Annotated in this window: 12 protein-coding genes and 1 pseudogene; 3 read left to right on the top strand and 10 right to left on the bottom strand. The window is 66.7% G+C overall.

Annotated features, from left to right (window positions below; genetic code table 11):
- Positions 1 to 270 precede the first annotated feature (270 nt).
- From M5J20_RS05450 to M5J20_RS05435, 4 genes are all read right to left on the bottom strand, one after another.
- Positions 271 to 1,209 (bottom strand): endonuclease domain-containing protein, encoded by a 939-nt coding sequence (locus tag M5J20_RS05450; RefSeq protein WP_253577311.1) that lies wholly within the window; start codon positions 1,207 to 1,209, stop codon positions 271 to 273.
- Between the two features lie 69 nt (positions 1,210 to 1,278).
- Positions 1,279 to 2,010, bottom strand: a complete 732-nt coding sequence (locus tag M5J20_RS05445) for an ABC transporter permease (protein WP_253577310.1) — start codon at positions 2,008 to 2,010, stop codon at positions 1,279 to 1,281.
- The gene (locus M5J20_RS05440; RefSeq protein WP_253577309.1) at positions 2,003 to 2,989 is read right to left on the bottom strand and encodes an ABC transporter ATP-binding protein; all 987 of its coding nucleotides are present in this window, start codon (positions 2,987 to 2,989) and stop codon (positions 2,003 to 2,005) included. Before M5J20_RS05440 ends, M5J20_RS05445 begins: the two co-directional genes overlap by 8 nt.
- Positions 2,982 to 3,452, bottom strand: a complete 471-nt coding sequence (locus tag M5J20_RS05435) for an NUDIX domain-containing protein (protein ID WP_253577307.1) — start codon at positions 3,450 to 3,452, stop codon at positions 2,982 to 2,984. The genes M5J20_RS05440 and M5J20_RS05435 overlap by 8 nt, the downstream gene beginning before the upstream one ends.
- A gap of 49 nt (positions 3,453 to 3,501) precedes the next feature.
- On the opposite strand from M5J20_RS05435, the gene M5J20_RS05430 reads away from it, so the two are divergent.
- The 3 genes from M5J20_RS05430 to M5J20_RS05420 are packed head-to-tail and all read left to right on the top strand — an operon-like array spanning position 3,502 to position 8,405.
- Positions 3,502 to 4,953, top strand: a complete 1,452-nt coding sequence (locus M5J20_RS05430) for a GlnX family signal transduction membrane protein (protein ID WP_253577305.1) — start codon at positions 3,502 to 3,504, stop codon at positions 4,951 to 4,953.
- The gene (locus M5J20_RS05425) at positions 4,953 to 5,951 is read left to right on the top strand and encodes a glutamate ABC transporter substrate-binding protein (protein ID WP_253577303.1); all 999 of its coding nucleotides are present in this window, start codon (positions 4,953 to 4,955) and stop codon (positions 5,949 to 5,951) included. The genes M5J20_RS05430 and M5J20_RS05425 overlap by 1 nt, the downstream gene beginning before the upstream one ends.
- The gene (locus M5J20_RS05420; protein WP_253577301.1) at positions 5,952 to 8,405 is read left to right on the top strand and encodes a serine/threonine protein kinase; all 2,454 of its coding nucleotides are present in this window, start codon (positions 5,952 to 5,954) and stop codon (positions 8,403 to 8,405) included. It abuts the gene before it with no gap.
- Positions 8,406 to 8,443: 38 nt separating this feature from the next.
- Here the strand turns inward: M5J20_RS05420 and M5J20_RS05415 are convergent, their stop codons facing one another.
- From M5J20_RS05415 to M5J20_RS05390, 6 genes and pseudogenes are all read right to left on the bottom strand, one after another.
- Positions 8,444 to 9,649 carry an acetate kinase gene (locus M5J20_RS05415; RefSeq protein WP_253577299.1) on the bottom strand — a complete coding sequence of 402 codons (1,206 nt, stop codon included), beginning with the start codon at positions 9,647 to 9,649 and terminating at the stop codon, positions 8,444 to 8,446.
- A complete protein-coding gene (gene pta, locus M5J20_RS05410; protein WP_253577296.1) occupies positions 9,650 to 11,008 on the bottom strand; it encodes a phosphate acetyltransferase in 1,359 nt (452 codons plus the stop codon).
- 90 nt (positions 11,009 to 11,098) lie between these two features.
- Positions 11,099 to 12,214, bottom strand: coding sequence for an ATP-grasp domain-containing protein (locus M5J20_RS05405; RefSeq protein ID WP_253577294.1), 1,116 nt, complete (start codon positions 12,212 to 12,214; stop codon positions 11,099 to 11,101).
- A 146-nt stretch (positions 12,215 to 12,360) separates the two neighbouring features.
- Positions 12,361 to 13,074: a hypothetical protein gene (locus tag M5J20_RS05400; RefSeq protein WP_253577291.1), complete on the bottom strand. Its 714-nt coding sequence runs from the start codon at positions 13,072 to 13,074 to the stop codon at positions 12,361 to 12,363.
- 195 nt (positions 13,075 to 13,269) lie between these two features.
- Complete coding sequence (locus tag M5J20_RS05395) at positions 13,270 to 14,580, bottom strand: hypothetical protein (RefSeq protein ID WP_253577279.1); 1,311 nt, start codon at positions 14,578 to 14,580, stop codon at positions 13,270 to 13,272.
- A gap of 222 nt (positions 14,581 to 14,802) precedes the next feature.
- Positions 14,803 to 15,689: pseudogene (locus tag M5J20_RS05390) on the bottom strand (hypothetical protein); the annotation flags it as partial.

Below are 15,689 nucleotides of genomic sequence, written 5' to 3'. Positions count from 1 at the left end.
GCATACACCCCCTCACCCGCTTCAACCCTGGCCAGCGCAGCCTGGCGCACATGCATAGGCGTCGAACGTCGACCCACAACAACCTCCCGGTCAGGTGGCGCATTCACCACATGACACCGCCCGGGTTTTAGCGCCACTATTGGTGCATGCCTATGGGGGTACAGGGAGGCCGGTGCCCAGGCCGGCGCGCCAAGGCCGCCACCCGGCGCGCCAAGGCCACACGCCCACCCGCCCGGCAGCCGCCCGCGCCGCCCGCCCGGCAACCACCACCTACTTCACCCACCCGGCGCCCTCGGGGACCGGGATGATGGCGGGGAGGACAGAGGCGGGGCCCCGGGCGTCGGCACGCGCTTTAGCTTCGAGGATGCGCGCGATGCAGCCCTCGGGATCGTTCTGGATCTCCCAGGGGAAGAAGCGGATGACCTCGTAGCCCATCTCTTTCAGCCGGTTTTCGCGGAGCAGCTGTTTCCGCACCGCCTCGCTGGGTTTGTCCTCGAACTTCACGTAGCCGTCGATTTCGATGATCAGCGTGCCCCACAGCAGGTCGACGATGTACTTGCCGATCTGCTGCTGCACGTCAACCACGATCCCGTGCTCCAGCAGGATCAGCCGCATGAGGGTCTCATACGGCGATTCGGAATACGGCGAGCACTGCTCCAGCGCCTCGCGCGCCCATCGGACCTTGTCCTTCCCCCGCGCGCGTTCAACCGCTTTCTGCAGGTTGTTCCACGTCACCACCTTGTTGGCGTCGGACTGGTCGCGGAACAGGCTGTCCATGGCGATGACCCCCTCGCGCACGCCGTGGATGCGCGCGATGTCGACGGCCGTGCGGTAGCCGGTGGTGCAGCGCACTTCGCGCTTGAGCCCACCGGTGAGGATATCGCTGTCCGGGATGGTCATGTGGCGGTACACCAGGCCCTCCGGCCATTGCGACTTGGGCGGCGGGTGCCCGTTCGGCATCGCGAGCTCCACCTCGCACTCGGCAGGCAGCACCCACATCCCCATGATGCGCGCCGCCGAGCGCCCCACCGCCACGGCTTTCTTCGCCCGGGCGACGGCTGCGTAGCTGCGCACATACTGCTGCTCGTGCGTTTTGAGCGCATGCCAGGCGTCGGCAAGCACAAACCGGTTCCCCGCGACCTGCACGCACTCGTGCTTTTCGACGATCGATGGCCCCGCCACCAGCTTCATCAGCGCTGAATAGTCCATTGACTCCCCCAGAAAATAGAAAAATCCCCCTGCGCGACCCCACCGCGCAAGGGGAACAGTAACACCGCCTTACGCGTCGCGCAGGTGGAGCAGGGCGACGCCGGCGGCCCAGATCACCACGGCCCAGGCGGCGAAGATGCCGAGGGAAGTGCCGAGTTCCCAGTGGGGGGTCGGCTGGTTGGTCATGAAGGCGATGAGATTGTTGAACGGCAGGTAGCCAACGAGCTTCTGGCCGAACTTGGGGAAGAGGCCGACGATGGTCTCGAGCACCAGCATCATCGCCAGGCCCACGACGACGGAGCCGGCGGTGTTGCGCACCAGCCAGCCCACGCCCTGCACGAACATGGTCAGCAAAGCCATGCCCAGCGGCAGTGCCCACAGCGCGCGACGCACGGCGGGGTTGGACGGCCAGTCGGCGGACACGGCGGCGGTCAGGTCGCCCACGGTGAAAGCCACCACGAGCGTCACCAGCGTCAACAGCGCAACCAGAACGGCGCCGAGCAGCAGTTTCGCCACGGCGACCTGCCAGCGCTGCGGGCGCAGTCGGAAGTTGGTGGCGGGGATGCCGAAGCGGTACTCGGTGGTCACGATCATGGATTGCTGCACAATCGCGACGATTGCGGTGGTGATGGCCACGGTGGAGACCACGGTGATCGGCAGGTACGGCATGCCCCCGAGCTGGGACATCCAGCCCCACAGGCCGCCGTACATGGCGCCGAGCGCAATCATGATGCCGCTGGACCACCAGAACGAAGCGGTGGAGCGCAGCTTGGTCCATTCCGCGCGGATTTGGTTAAGCATTCGGCACCTCCGGGGCGCGGGCAGGGGCAGGAGCGCTAGCGGGAGCGGCGGGGGCAGCGCCCGAGACGTACTGCGCGTGGCCCTCGGTGGACTGGATGTAGGCCTCCTCAAGCGAGGCGCGGCGCTCGGCGAGTTCGGCGAGCTGCACGCCTGCGGCGAACGCAGCGGCGCCCACTTCGTCCGAGGCGCGCCCGCTCACGGTCACCACCTCGCGCCCTTCGGGGTCGGCGCCGCGCGTGACGGCGTCGGCACCGAAGGCTTCGGTCAGCGCGCTGAACAGGGCTTGCGTATCGACGCCCGCCCTCACCTGCGTCGACACCGAGGAGTTCGCCTTGATGAACTCCGCCACGGAGGTGTCGGCGACGAGCTTGCCGCGGCCGATCACGATGAGGTGGTCGGCGGTCTGCGCCATCTCGGCGAGCATGTGGGAGGACACGAGCACGGTGCGCCCCTCGGCGGCGAGCGCACGCAGGAGCCCGCGCACCCAGCGGATGCCTTCGGGGTCGAGGCCGTTGACCGGCTCGTCGAGGATCAGGTACTCCGGGTCGCCGAGAAGCGCCGCGGCGATGCCGAGGCGCTGGTTCATGCCGAGGGAGAACCCTCCGACGTTCTTGCCGGCGACGTCGGACAGGCCGACGAGGGAGAGCACTTCGTCGACACGCGCGGCGTTCAGCCCCGCGGCCTGCGCCTGCCACAGCAAGGTCGCCCGCGCGCTGCGATTCGGGTGCACGCCCTTCGCGTCCAGGAGCGCGCCGACTTTCTGGGCGGGGTTGGACCAGGAGGTGTAGGGGCGAGCGTCGATAAGCGCGGTGCCCGACGTGGGCTTGTCGAGGCCGAGGATCATGCGCATCGTCGTGGATTTGCCGGCGCCGTTGGGGCCGAGGAAGCCGGTGACGATGCCGGGTTTGACGGTAAACGTGAGGTCGTCAACAGCCTGGACCGCGCCGTAGCGCTTGGTCAGGCCTTGTACTTCAATCATGCGTGCCAGTATGCCCCACGGCGGCGAGCACTGTCTCTAACGAGGCGGCGAACCCGGGGTGCAGCGGGAGATGCACAAGATCGTCGAAAAGCACCCAGCGCAGCTCGTCGCTCTCCTCGTTGGGCACGACATCGAGCGGGGCGTCGTCGCGGGTGCGGGCGATGACCGTCGTGTAGCTCCAGCCCGGGACTTCCATGGTGACTAGCTCGCGCTCCACCGCGACGCGGGAGGGGTCGATGCCGCACTCCTCCACCGTCTCGCGCAGCGCGGCCTCGGCGGGGGTCTCGTGCGAATCGCGCGCGCCGCCGGGGATGCCCCACGTGCCGCCCTGGGCGGTCCATGTCGCGCGGTGCTGCACCAGCACGGTCCCACCCGCACGCAGGAATAATCCGGCCGCGCCGTGCAGACCCCAGTACTTTGCGCCGCCGTCGCCGTGGACCCATCCGTTTCCATCGCCAAGCATGCCCCCAACTGTAGGCACAACGCGATATTGTTGGGGAATGGTCAAGCAGGTGAGCAGCAGCGCCCCCCAGCTTGACGACGAATGGCTGGACGCCCTCGAAGGCGCTCCCCAGCAACGCACGCCGTGGCAAGTAGTGCAGGACACGTTCACCGGCCCGGCGCGCTGGGCGCGGCGCATCAGCGTGTTTGCGGCGACAACGCCGGGGCAGATCATCGCGATGATGCTGGTGCTGACGTTGTCCCTGGCTGCGGCGGGTTTTTCGATGAGCCAGTCGATGGCCTCGAGGCAGCGCGCGCTGGACACGCTGATCACGTCGACGGAGCCGATGGCGAACTCGGCGCACCTGCTGTATTCCTCGCTCTCGCAGGCCGATACCGTCTCCACCACGAGTTTTGTGCAGCCGGGCCTGCTTACGCAGGAGCAGCTGGGCACGTACCTGGCCTCGATCGACCGGGCCGCGGTGACGGCCGGCGACATCCTGGAGGGCACCGTGGCCACCGTCGGGTCCAGCTTCGGCTCCGCGGCGCCGTCGGGCCAGGATGCCGACGCGGTGCGCGCCGAAATTTCCTCGCTGGTCACCGAGATTCTGCGGGACCTGCCGATGTACACCGCCATCATGGAGCGCGCGAAGGTGAACCAGCGCATGGGCAACCCGGTGGGTATCGCGTACATGACGGAGGCGTCGAGCGTGATGCGCGAGCAGATGCTGAAAAACGCCGAGGACCTCTCCTCGCTCACCCAGGACGAGGTCGCCGCCGAGGTGCAGCGCCTCTCCTCCCCGCAATGGGTGCCGCTGTCCGGCCTCGTCGCCGCGCTGGTGTTCCTCATCATCGCGCAGTGGTGGCTGTGGCGGGCGTTCCGCCGCCGCCTGAACAAGGGCTTTATCGCGGCGACTGCGGCGATCATCGTGGCCATCTGCTGGGTCGGTGTCTCCAACTTCCAGTCCTGGCAGAACGGCGTCGTCGGCTTCGAGCGCGCCGCTGAGCCGTGGCAGCGCCTCGCCGATTCGCGCATCGACGCGCAGGAATCCCGCACCGACGAGACCCTCGCGCTGCTCTCGCGTCAGTCCGTCTCGCGCTCCTCGCAGTCCTTCGAGCTGACGTACCTGCACGTCACCCAGGCACTCGACGCCACGGAGGAGCTCGGCGGCCCCACCATCTCCGAAGCCACCGTCGCCTCCGCGCGCCAGGCGCTGGAGGACTGGGCTTCCGCTCATCAGGAGCTTGTTTCCGCGCTTTCCGACGGTCGTTTCGAGCACGCCATCAACCTCCTCAACGCCACCGAAGGCGCCGACGGCCGCCCGGGCTCAGCGGCGGCGTTTCGCCAGCTGGAGGACGACCTGCAGGAGCTGATCAACCAGACCCGCGAGAACACCCGCGTGCACATCAACGCCTCGCTGGATGCGACCCGGCTAGTGTCCGGCGCCGTAGCGGGGCTGTCGGCGTTCGCGGTGGTGTGCATCTGGATTGGCATCCGCCGCCGACTCGGGGAGTACATGTGATGCGCGCGTTGAGGTTGGTAGGTGCCTGCGCCGCGGTGCTCGCGCTCGCGGCGTGCGCCAACGACGTACCCCCGCCGCCGCCGAGCGACCCGCCGCTGACGTTCCGGGGCGCGCCCATGCCGGCGAACGCCAAGCTGGATCCGCCGGGCGCGGAACCGGACGGGCCGTTTGTCGGCGCCAGCGAGAAGGGCGGGGACTGGCAGTGGCCGGGGTCTCTGCCGCCTGGTGAGGACGAGGACCGCGACGGCATGCACATGCGCCGCATCAAGGACCGCGGCCGCATCATCGTCGGTGTGGACCAGTCGCAGTACCTGCTCTCCTACCGCGACCCCGCCCGCGGCGACCTGCGCGGCTTCGAGGTCGACCTAGCCCACGAGATTTCCCGCGACATTTTCGGCGACCCGGACAAGGTGGACTTCCGCTTCGTCGAATCCGCCGCCCGCGCCGAGACGCTGCAGGCCGGCGAGGTAGACATTGTCATCCGCACCATGTCGATTACCCCGGACCGCGCCGAGGTGGTGGACTTCTCCACCCCGTATCTGAAGTCGTACGTACGGGTGCTCGCGCCGCGCGACCGCGGCATCGGCAGCCCTGCCGAGCTGCCCGGCAAGACGATCTGCGTGGTGGACGGCACGAACCTGCTCAACCTCGTTCGCACGCAAATGCCGGAATCGTCGGTACTGCGCACGCGCACCTGGTCCGACTGCCTCATGGCCACGCAGCAGTTCCAGGCGGACGCAGTGGTGGGCGACGACGCGGTGCTCGCCGGCATGGTGGCCCAAGACCCGCTGGTGGAGGTCTTCCCCGACAAGCTGGCGAACCAGCTCTACGCCATCGGCGTGGCCAAGGGGCACGACGACGTGGTGCGTCAAGTCAATTTCACCATCGAGCGCATCCGCAGCGACGGCACGTGGAACCGCATGTTCAAGCAGTGGCTGGGCGGTTCTTTGACTGAATCGTGGCTGCCGCGGCGCATGTACCGGCAGGAGGAGGGCTAAATGACGACCCGCGACGAGCACAACGCGAGCGCGCCTGACCCCGCCGCGCAGGAGACAGGCGAGCACACCGAAGCTGTCCTCTTCGACCCCTTCGCCGACGAGGACGAGGAAGGCCCCGGCACCGAGGCCGTCGCGTTCGATCCTTTCGCGGACGACGACGAGGACGAGACGACCGGCTCCGTCGCGCTGAGCGATTCCGCCTACGCGGGTTTGGGCGACATGGCGGGCCTGCTGAAGGATTTGGACCAGCTGAGGCAGGGCGGGGGGAGGAACCAAACGTCGCAACGCTCCAGGCTCCAAGCCCTGGATACCTTCCGCGAGCGGCGCGGCACCCGGCGCGCGAGTCGCGTGGTTGCGGACGGCATGGTGGAGCTGCCGTGGGTGTCGCCGGATGAGCCGAAGGACGCGCTGGTTGACCCGACGACGGCGGTGGTGCAGAAGGGGATCACCGCCCCGACCCTTCACCCGGGCGACGTGGTGGCCGGGCAGTACGAGATCATGGGCGTCATCGCGCACGGCGGCCTCGGCTGGATCTACCTGGCGCAGGACCACTACGTGGCGGGGCGCGTCGTGGTGCTCAAAGGCCTGCACTCGACGGATAACGAGGACGAGGCGGCGGCCGCTGCGGCCGAACGCGAGTTCCTCGCGGACATTACGCACCCGGGCATTGTGAAGATTTTCAACTTCATCGACGACCCGCGCGTGCCCGGCGGCTTCATCGTGATGGAATACGTGGGCGGCCCGAGTCTCCGACAGCGCCGCAACGCGGAGGCGGGCCACCGGCTGGAGCCGGACGTGGCCATCGCATACATCCTCGAGGTGCTGCCGGCGCTGGGGTATCTGCACTCGCGCGGCGTGGTGTACAACGACCTGAAGCCGGACAACATCATTGTCACCGAGGATCAGGTCAAGCTCATCGACCTCGGCGCGGTGAGCGGCATCGGCGCGTACGGCTTCATCTACGGCACGAAGGGGTTCCAGGCGCCGGAGGTGGCCACGGCGGGCCCGTCGATCGAGTCGGACGTGTACACCGTCGGCCGCACGCTTGCCGCGCTGATCATTGATCTGCCGAAGACCGACGGCGTCTACGACCTGCGCATTCCCACCCCCACCGAGGAGCCGCTCTTCCGCCGCTACATCTCGCTCTACCGAGTCATCGCGCGCTGCTGCAACGAGGACCCGAAGCAGCGCTACAGCTCCGTGAAGTCCCTGGAGGCCCAGCTCCTCGGCGTGCTGCGCGAGGTCATCGCGGTGCGCGACGGCATCACCCACCCCGCCCAGCACTCGTTCTTCTCGCCGCAACGTACGACGTTCGGTACCAAGCACCTGGTCTTCCGCACCGACCAGCTCATCGACGGCATCACCCGCACCGTCGAGATCACGCCGCAGGAAGTCGTCGCGGCGCTGCCCTCCCCGCTCATCGACCGCCACGACGTCGGCGCCGCCATGCTGCAAGGTTCCTCCTACGCCGAGCCGCAGGAAACCCTGGAGACGCTGCGCCAGGCGATGCAGACCCCGCAGTACCAGGAGTCGCGCGAAATCCCCTTCGCCGTTGTGCGCACCATGCTGGACCTCGGCCTGACCTCCCAGGCGCGCAACTGGCTCGGCTCGCTGGACGAAAAATACGGCAGCAACTGGCGCTTCCACTGGTACTTCGGCGTGGTCAACCTGCTGCTCGGTGACTTCACCGCCGCGCAGCGCGACTTCTCCGCCGTGCTTGAGATCCTCCCCGGCGAGGCCGCGCCGAAGCTCGCCATCGCCGCCGTCGACGAGCTCCTGCTCCAGCGCGCCGGCATGCGCGAGCGCGAGCTGCTGCCCGACTCCCTCGCCGCAGCGTGCGCGGGCATGAGCACCACGCTGGACCAGGTCCCCACATCCGTCTTCGACTCCATGGTGCAGGCCGAGGTGCTTGACGACGACTGGACCATGGTCACCTCCGACCCAGCCATGCTCCGCTTCCACGCCATGCGCTTGTATTCGCTGGTGTGGCTGGCCAACCCGACCACCGTGTCGGCGGCGTTCGGGCTTGCGCGCCAGCTCATGAACGAGGACGAGGTGGAGTTGGCGGTCTCGGCGCTGGACCGCGTGCCGCAGTCTTCCCGCCACAGCCGCATGGCCGCGCTCACCGCGATCCTGTGCCTTGTGGCGCAGGATCTGACCGAGTCCCGCATCCGCCGCGCCGCCCGACGGTTGGAGAAGATCCCCAACACCGAGCCGCGCTTCCTGCAGATCAAGATCTTCGTGCTGCGCGCGGGCCTGACGTTCCTGCGGGATAACGGCGTGGCCGCGGCCGCCTCGTCGAAGCCGCTGTTCGAGTACGACTTCACCGTCCGCGGCCTGCGCCGCGGCCTGGCGATTACGCTGCGCGAACAAGCCCGAGTGGCCCCCTACGCCCGCCACCGCTACGCGCTGGTGGACATGGCGAATAAGGTGCGCCCCGCCACCTGGTTCTAGCAGGCCGCGGCGCGAAGCCGCGGCCGTGCCGTAACGCGCTACGCCAGGGAAGCGGCGACCTTCGCGGACTTCTGGGCGATGGCCAGCTCCTCATTCGTCGGCACGACGAGGACCTTGACCTTCGAATCATCGGTGGAGATGATGCGCGGGCCGTCGTTCGGAAGGTTGTTCTTCTCCGGATCGATCTCGATGCCGTACATGTGCATGTTGTCCAACGCATCCATGCGCACGTGCTTGTCGTTCTCGCCGACGCCCGCGGTGAAGGTGATGGCGTCGACGCGGCCGAGGGCGATCATGTACGAGCCGATGTAGCGGCGTAGCTGGTTGATGTACACGTTGTACGCCAGCCAGGCGTTCTCGTCCTCGTTGTCGATGAGGGTGCGCAGCTCGCGGAAATCGTTCACGCCGGAGAGGCCCTTCACACCGGACTGGCGGTTGAGCAGGTTGTCGATCTCGTCTATGCTCATGCCGCCCTGGCGGTACAGGTGGAAGATGATGCCCGGGTCGATGTCGCCGGAGCGCGTACCCATGACCAAGCCAGCCAACGGGGTCAGGCCCATCGACGTGTCGATCGGGTGGCCGTTCTCCACGGCGGAGGCGGACGCACCGTTGCCGAGGTGCAGCACGATCTGGCGGGTGTGCAGCGGGTCGCGGCCGATCAGGTCCGGGACCTGCGAGGACACGAACTCGTGGCTGGTGCCGTGGAAGCCGTAGCGGCGGACCAGGTTGCGCTCCGCCACGTCGGCGTTGATCGCGTACAGCGCGGCGGCCGGCGGCAGGTCGCGGAAGAAGCCGGTGTCAAAAACCGCGACGTGCGGGATGGTCGGCAGCAGCGCGCGCGCCACCTCGATGCCGTCGATGTTGGCGGGGTTGTGCAGCGGCGCCAGCGGAATCAGGGAGCGGATCATCTCCACCACCGGGTCCAGGATCAGCTCCGGCGCGGAGAACACCATGCCGCCGTGCACCACGCGGTGCCCCACGGCGATGATGTCCAGCTGCGTGGGGCCGATGCCCTTCGCATCCAGCAGGCGGAAGGACTCCTGGAGACCAACGGTGTGGGTCGGGATCTCGCGCTGGACCACGAACTTCTGGCCCGCGTGCTTGACCGTCACGCGGCCCTGCGGCTCGCCGATCTGCTCGACCAGGCCGGAGACGAACGGATCGTCCGAGGCGTGGGCGTTCGGGTCGACGATCTGGAACTTCACCGAGGAAGAACCAGAGTTAATGACAAGGACGTACGCCATTTACTTGGCACCTGCCTGGATGGCGGTGATGGCGACGGTGTTGACAATGTCCGGCACGGTGGCACCGCGGGACAGGTCGTTGACCGGCTTGTTCAAGCCCTGCAGGACCGGGCCGACGGCCAGTGCGTCGCCGGTGCGCTGTGCAATCTTGTAGCCGGCGTTGCCAGCCTCGAGGTCCGGGAAGATGAACACGTTGGCCTGGCCGGCGACCGGGGACTCCGGCGCCTTCTTCTTGGCCACGCCCGGGTCGCAAGCGGCGTCGAACTGCAGCGGGCCGTCGACGGCCAGCTCCGGATCCATCTCGCGGGCGGCCTCGACGGCGGCGACGGCGCGGTCCACGTCCGGGCCGGCGCCGGAGGTGCCGGTGGAGTAGGACAGCACGGCGACCTTCGGGTCCAGGCCGAACTGCGCAGCGGTGCGCGCAGACATGACGGCGATCTCGCCGAGCTGCTCCGCGGTCGGGTTCGGGTTCACGGCGCAGTCGCCGAACGCCCAGAGGCGGCCGCGCAGCACCATGAGGAAGATGGAGGACACCACGGACGCGCCCGGGGCGGTCTTGATGATCTGGAAGGACGGCTTAATCGTGTGCGCGGTGGTGTGCGCGGCGCCGGAGACCATGCCGTCGGCAAGGCCCTTGTGCACCATCATGGTGCCGAAGTAGGAGATGTCCTTCAGAGTCTCGCGCGCCTCGTCGAGGGTGACGCCCTTCTTCTTGCGCAGCTCGGCGAAGTCCGCCGCGAACTCCTCGAGCAGCTCCGACTCGAGGTGGTTGATGATGTTGGCCTTGGACAGGTCCAGGCCGAGGTCCGCCGCGCGACGGTTGATGTCGTCCGCCTCGCCCAGGATGGTCAGGTCGACGATGTCCTTCTTCAGCAGCTGGTGCGCAGCCTGCAGGATGCGGTCATCCTCGCCCTCCGGCAGCACGATGTGCTTGCGGTTCTCCTTGGCCATGTTCAGCAGCCAAGACTCGAAGACTGCCGGGGACATGACCTGGTCGGCGTCGCGGTTGAGGGTCACGGAGGAAACGTCGGCAAGCTGATCGGCGCTCACCACAGCCGCGACGGAACCGCGGAGCTCCTCGACGCGGCGCTGCGCCAGCTCGCCCAGCTCTGCGTTGTCAGCGACCAGCAGCACCGGCACGCCGATGGCGGCGGCCAGGTCGGCGTCGAAGTTGTAATCACCGGTGCCGACGATCAGCTTCGCCGCACCCTCGGTCAGGCCGGCGCCGTACGCGTCGTGCAGGTCGGTGCCCTCAACCTTGGCGAGCTCAAGGCCGAGCTGGGAAGCGACAGCATTCACATCGATGCCGTCGAGAGAGCGGTTCACGGGGGTGATCAGCAGAGACTGGGTTTCAGCCATGGGTTCGCCTTTCTAGTTGCGGGTCATGCGCATACGCGAACAAGTCTACCGGCCAACACCCTCCCCGTCGCCGTACTTTGGGGAGACGAATTAAATACCGCTGTCCGCGAAACAGGCCGCCGCGGCAGCCGCCCGAGCGCGCGCTTCCTCGACGCTATCCCCCGTCGACCGCACGAGAATATCCTCGCCGATGACCTGCACGCCCGTCTCTTCAACGGCCATCGCCTGCACCATGGACTGCGCCGACAGATTCGCCGCCCCGCCGTGCACCAGCTGCGCGGCACCCGGCGACACCAGGGTGGCGTCGATGGGCAAGCGCAGCGACGCGCGAGCCTGCAGCTCGAACTGGTCGAGGCGCTGCGTCGCGCGCGTGAGCATGCCGTCCAGCCCCGCGAGCGGCGACGCCTGCGAGAAGTACACCTCTTCCCCGTCCACGAACAGCTCAATCGCGTACAGGCCGCAGCACTCCAGCGCGCCGGTCACACGCGCCGCGATAGAGCGCGCGTTGCCCATCGCCGCCTCCGAGATCGGTGCCGGCTGCCAGCATTCCACCAGCTCACCGGCCTCGTGGCGCGTCCCCATCGGTTCGCAGAACCACGTCGCCAGCTGCCCCGTCGCCGGATCCACCGAGCGCGCGGTGAGAATCGTCACCTCATAATCGAAGTCGATGTAGCGCTCCGCAACCAGGCCATCCTCCGGGAGCTGCGTCGCAAACGGGCTCTGCTTCAGCTCCTCCGCCGAGCGGAACGTCTGCTTGCTGCTTCCGCGCCTCTGCTTCACGACGATCGGATACCCAATCTCCTCCGCCACCGCAGCCAGTTCGTCGGGGGTGTGCGCGGGTGCTGAAGTGAGCGTCGGCAAGCCCAGCTCATCAGCGGCCGTGCTGCGCAGCGACTGGCGGTCAAACGCCACATCGCAGGCCCCGATCGACGGCGCGACATCGGCGTTCGTAGCCGCTGCGAGTTCGAAGAGACGCTGCGTATCGACGCGCGGGTCAGCCACCGCGATCAAATCCGGGTTCGCGCTGGTCGGGGCTTCGCCGAGCGTATCGACGCTCACTTCACAGCCCAAGTGCCGGTACGCAGCCGCCAGCTCATTGGCGAATGTGCAGTCCGGCGCGCTGCCGAGCACGAGGACGCGGAGGTGCGGGCGCAGCCGGTGGCTGCCCGCCTGGTGGCCCGTGTGCTGGTCGTGCTGCTCACTCATGCTTGCGGATTATCGCACACGAACCTGGGATTCTTAGGAATCGGCTGGGGATTTGGTGCTGTTTTCATGCTGCCTGGACGCATGACAAAACCACCCCGGCCCGCCTTGGTTGTGGCGGTCCTGGGGTGGTTCGAGAGCGTGAATGCTTACGCAGCCGGTGCCGGAGCCGGCTCGGTGGTGGTTGCCGTGGTGGTCGTGGTGGAGGTCTCGGTCACGGTGGTCTCGGACTTAGTCTCCGTCACGGTGGCGGTTGCCTCAGCGGTAGTGGTTGCAGTCGCGGTCGCGGTCGGCGTCGCGGAGGAGGTGCTGGTGTTCGTAGCCTTCGGCTTGATGAGCTGGCCGGAGCTGCCACCGGTGATCTCGACCTCGGTGATGGAGTTGCCCTTCAGGCACTCGTTGAGGATGACACCGGACGCGGTCAGGCCGCCAGCCAGTGCGGTCAGGCCGACAGTGACGGAGGCGATGGAGTAGCCGTAGGCCGTGAGGTACTTGTCGAATGCCTCAACCTGAGCAGCGAGCTCCGGGTTCAGGATGCCAGCCTGGCGCTGGATCTCGGTGTTGAAGTTGCGGATCTGCTGGTCAATGACGTTGGTCACGTTGGAAGCGCCGCCGAGTGCGAGCTGAGCGAGCAGGCCGAGCGGGATCAGGGAAACCAGCGGGATGCCGAAGCCGAGGAGGACGTTCTTGCACTCCTGGGACAACTCGTTCTGCTGGCCAGCAACGATGGTGCCCTGAACGCCGTCCTTACCGACGGTGATCTCACCCTCGACACCGTGAGCCGGGGTGATGGACGGAGCGACGAGGACGACAGACATAGCAGCTGCGGCAATGGCGGTACCGCGACGGGAAACGTTCTTCAACGTGAATCCTTTCAAAGGCAATTCGAAGGTGTGGCCCAAGTCTAAAGGAAACCTGGCACCCAGATACAAGAAAGATGGTACTCCATGTTTCAAGTTTTTGTGGGGGACTGCATGCGAACACGAAAGCCCTCCATCCCCCGGGGAAATCCGGGGACTGGAGGGCGGTAGCCGTGAGCGCTATTTCAACGATTTTGGCTACTTAGCGTCGGCGGGAGCCGTCGGGGTTGTGGTAGCAGTCGGGGTCGAGGTAGCGCCGGCCTTGACGCTGCTGCCGCGCAGCTTCTCGCTGGAGCCCTTGAGCTGGTCGAGGACTTCCTTGGTCTCCTTGGAGATCTCGGCCTCAGCCTCGACGGTGGTGCCACCGGTAGCATCCGGCAGGCAGCGGTTGAGAATCACTGCAGCTGCAGCGATGCCACCTGCGAGGGATGCGAGGCCCACGGTTGCAGAAGCAACGCTGTAGCCGTACGCCTGCAGGAACTTGTCAGCGGACTCGATTGCCGCAGCGAGCTCCGGGTTGAGGATGCCAGCCTGGCGCTGGATCTCAGCGTTGAAGTCACGGATCTGCTGATTGATCACGTTGGTGACGTTCGCGGAGCTGCCCAGGGCGATCTGGCTCAGCAGGCCAGCCGGGATGAGAGCCAGCAGCGGGATACCAGCCAGCGGCAGGATCTGCTTGCAGCTCTCGGGGAGCTTGGAGCTCGCGTCAGCGGTCGGCTCGGTCGTCTTGGAGGTCTCGGAGGTCGGGGTGGTGGAGGTAGCCTCAGCCTTACCCACCACAACCGGGAAAACCTTCGTCACGTCACGGGAGAGGCCACCCGGGTAGGTCAGGGTGTAGGAGATCTCGACGTTGAACTTGTCGCCTTCCTTAGCATCCTTGGAGACCGTGTAGATCACCTTGTTGCCCTCGACCTTCACGGTCGCCGCGCCGTCCTTGTCAACCTTTGCCTTGAGGTTCGACAGCGTCGCGCCAGTTACATTGAGCTTGAAGGACTCGGCCTTGCCCGGCGCAACAGTCTTCTCGGCGGCAGCCGGCGCGGTGGTCGGAGCGAGAGTCTTGATCTCAGACTTCTCAATCACCTTCACGGTGACGTTTGCCTGCTCAGCCTTGGTGCCCTCGTGCAGCGTGAGGGTGAACTTGTACTCGGCATTCGCCTTTGCGTCAGCCGGAACCGCAACCTTCAGGACACCGTTCTTGTACGAGATCTGCTTCGGATTGTCGCTCTGGATCGACACCGTGGTGTTCGCCGGAAGAACAGCCTTCAGGTTGGTCTCAACGGTCTCACCAGGGTAAGCCTCGATAACTCGATCCTTGAGGATCGCGGCCAGCTCGGCGGCGGTTGCCGGAGCAAGGTTGATCGGGTCGACCGTCGGGGTCACGGTGGCAGTCGGGGATGCCGGGGCGTTGTTCTGCGCAGCAGCCGGGGTGATCGACGGTGCGACCATAGCGAGGGAGAGAACGGCAGCCGCGATTGCGGTGCCGCGGCGGGTAGCGGTGTTCTTGAACATGAGCGTCCTTTCAACGGTTTGAACATTGCGCCATCGAGAACAGCAACCCTGGGAGAACCCCGGAGACAGCCTCGCAATGACCTATAAGGGCAATCGTACGGAAATGAGAGAGTCGTTACTTTCAGCTGGTGAAAAATATTCCGGCTGAGGGTGCGAACGTCGGAAAGCGAAGGCCCGCACCTTCCTGTGAACGGGAGTGCGGGCCCTAGCTGCGTTCAGCGGTTAGTGGTTCGAGGAACCGAGGCCGCCGGGGGCGCAGGCGTCGTAGATCAGGGTGCCTGCGAGGAGGCCAACCGCGATCAGAGCGAGGCCACCAGCAACCGGCGCAACCCGTGCGAGCTGAGCGTTCAAGGAATCGACCTGGCCCGCGAGCTGCGGGTTGAAGACACCCATCTGCTGCTGGATCATCGTGTTCACCTGCTGCAGCTGCTGGTTGAACTGCTGTACCGCCTGGGACACGACCGGGATGTCGATCTGCGTCGCCAAGCCGAGCGGGATAAGTGCCAGCAGCGGGAGGCCGAAGCCCATCGCCGTTGCGGCGCAGCGGCCGGCGTCGATGTCGCCGTTCAAGCCCGAGGAGCTGCCCGGACGCGGGGTGCCGTTGGCGTTGTTGTCAACACCCTTGACGTGATCCTTCACCGGCACGGTGACCGTGGTCTTGCCGCCCGGGAGGGACGGATCGGTGATGGTCACCGTGATCGGGCCGTCGACCTTGATGTCGTTGCCGTTCGCGTCCTTGGTCGGATCCACGACGATGTTGCCGTTGTCGTCGATACCGGCCTTGACGTTCTGGCCGTCTTCGTCCCGGGCCACAACCTTCGTCTGCTCGGAAGCATTGTCCACCTTGATATTGGTGCCCTGCTCGCCGAGGTTCGGGTCGATGGTGGCGACGTCGGAAGTATCGACGGTAGTGGTGTCCTTCGACGGGCCGGAACCCTTCGACGGAGTGTCGGAGGTGTTGCCTGTCAGGTTTCCGGTGCTTCCACCCGGCGCGTCAGTCGTGCCAGTCGGCCCAGTGATCGTCACCTTGATCGGATCGCCAACATTATTGCCGTCCTTGTCCTTGATCTGAACAGTGCCATCACCCGGCGTCGCATCCTGCGGCACCT

Source organism: Corynebacterium stercoris, from assembly GCF_024160105.1.
In the GTDB taxonomy this organism is placed as follows: domain Bacteria; phylum Actinomycetota; class Actinomycetes; order Mycobacteriales; family Mycobacteriaceae; genus Corynebacterium; species Corynebacterium stercoris.
The sequence above is the reverse complement of the archived record's forward strand: the minus strand, read 5'-3'. Positions and strand labels throughout refer to the sequence as shown.